This is a genomic window from Candidatus Thermoplasmatota archaeon (assembly GCA_029907305.1).
Taxonomy (GTDB): Archaea; Thermoplasmatota; E2; order DHVEG-1; family DHVEG-1; genus JARYMC01.
Window position 1 is genome coordinate 1 of record JARYMC010000134.1, and the last position, 1,763, is coordinate 1,763.

The 1,763-nt window shown below is 33.1% G+C and carries 3 protein-coding genes; 2 read left to right on the plus strand and 1 reads right to left on the minus strand.

Annotated elements, in window-relative coordinates:
- Positions 1 to 74: 74 nt before the first annotated feature.
- The gene (locus tag QHH19_07305; GenBank protein MDH7518126.1) at positions 75 to 257 is read left to right on the plus strand and encodes a hypothetical protein; all 183 of its coding nucleotides are present in this window, start codon (positions 75 to 77) and stop codon (positions 255 to 257) included.
- Positions 258 to 272: 15 nt separating this feature from the next.
- Positions 273 to 1,175, plus strand: a complete 903-nt coding sequence (locus QHH19_07310) for a phosphatidylglycerol lysyltransferase domain-containing protein (GenBank protein MDH7518127.1) — start codon at positions 273 to 275, stop codon at positions 1,173 to 1,175.
- A gap of 61 nt (positions 1,176 to 1,236) precedes the next feature.
- On the opposite strand, the gene QHH19_07315 is transcribed toward QHH19_07310, so the two are convergent.
- Positions 1,237 to 1,569, minus strand: a complete 333-nt coding sequence (locus tag QHH19_07315; protein MDH7518128.1) for a transcriptional regulator — start codon at positions 1,567 to 1,569, stop codon at positions 1,237 to 1,239.
- Between the last annotated feature and the right edge of the window lie 194 nt (positions 1,570 to 1,763).

The window sequence follows — 1,763 nt, forward strand, 5'->3', positions numbered from 1 at the left end:
TTTTATGAGTGCAGGTTTCACTGATCATATTTGGACAATTAATGAGGTGATGAACTATAAAATTTAATCATTTTATGGCACTAGGCAAAAAAGGGGTTGGTAAACAAATCGTTAAGGCTCTTTTAGATAAATGTTTATCCAATGGTTTACATTGGGTTGGTTTAATAGCGGAACTAGGGCAGGACAAGTTTTATACGGCAATAGGTTTTAGACAGATGGAAAAACATGTGCCGATGAAATATAAAATGGAGGAATAATATCTGCTTTCTGTAGTGTTGTCCATAGATGATTTTAAACCTGTTTCTCTAGAGGATAAACGTCTTTTTGATGAGCATTATAAAAAATATCCGCCTGTTCATAGTGATAACCTTTTTACAACTATGATAAGCTGGATGGATTATAGCAACTACCATTATGCTTTTTTAGATGATAACCTTGTTATTATGACCCGTGTGGAAAACAAAACCCAATTTAGACCACCATCGGGAAAATATAACAAGGATGTTTTCCAGTATGTGCTTCAACTCTCAGAAAAAGAGGGTGATGATCCACCATTTGGTCTCATTGACGTAAAGGCAAAGAAATTTTTGGAGGAAAATTACAAAAAACTTAGATTTCAACCTGATAGAGAATTTTTTGAATATGTTTATCTCTCATCTGATCTAGCAGAGCTTCCAGGGGCAAAATATGCGAAGATTCGTAATCGTCTGAACAAATTCAAGAAAAACTATGCTTATACAACAGAGTTTTTATCAGAAAAAAACATTGATGAGGTTAAAGATTTTCTTAAGAGATGGTGCCTTTGGAAAAATTGTGAATCAGATACAATTCTTGAAAATGAGAAAAAAGCTATACTGTATTCAACGTCTCATTTTTTCGAGCTAGGTTTATCTGGTGTTGCTATAAGGGTTAATGATAGAATAGAAGCTGTTGCTGTTTTTGAAAAATTGAATGATGATACAGCTGTTGTGCATTATGAAAAAGGTTCACCTGATTATGATGGTATTTATAAGGCTATAAATGCGGAGACAGCAAAGATACTTCAGAAAGATTTTAAGTTCATTAATAGACAATCAGATATGAATCTTCCGGGTCTTCGACAAGCGAAGTTGTCTTATAATCCTCATCATATGGTTGAGGTTTATCATGTTGATAAAAAGGATTTGATTTATTAAAGATTGATAGAGTTAAGTAAAAATTATTTTTTGCATCCCATCAACCGGTTTATTTCATTTTTTATTTGTCTGATCCGTTGTTGAAGAATGGATGTATTCCGTTGTTTCTCATTATTTTGCATATCCTGCATGTTTCTTCCATTATTGATATATCATCGTTTTTGATTATGCGTTCTGCTGATATGGTTATTTCCTTTGTTATTATCTGGTTTTTTATTTTCATTCTCCCGCGTTTTTTTGCTCTGTATTGACATATTGCTGCTGGTGTAACCCCTAGTCTCTCTGCTACTTCTTTTTGGCTTAATCCAAAATCGTCAATAAGTGTTTCGGCGATCTCTCGTCTGATAAATGGTAACCCGTTCCATATCATGTATTCGCACGGAGTTTGCTTCATATAGGTAAATCTTTTATTGAATACTTATACTTAACGATTGTTTAAGAAATTTTTTTAGATTTTTTTTGGATCATGTTTTTTTGCTTTATTTTTTTGTATCTTATCATACAGACTGACCAGTGTTGCCCGCAAATTCATTCTTTCTCCTTATTTAGTGCATGCAATTCCATAATACAAATCTGCATAAAACCTCC

What these genes read in the sequence shown, in the direction of transcription:
- QHH19_07305 (MDH7518126.1), top strand. Translation starts at nt 75, where the DNA reads ATGGCACTAGGCAAAAAAGGGGTTGGTAAACAAATCGTTAAGGCTCTT.
- QHH19_07315 (MDH7518128.1), bottom strand. Translation starts at nt 1,569, where the DNA reads ATGAAGCAAACTCCGTGCGAATACATGATATGGAACGGGTTACCATTT.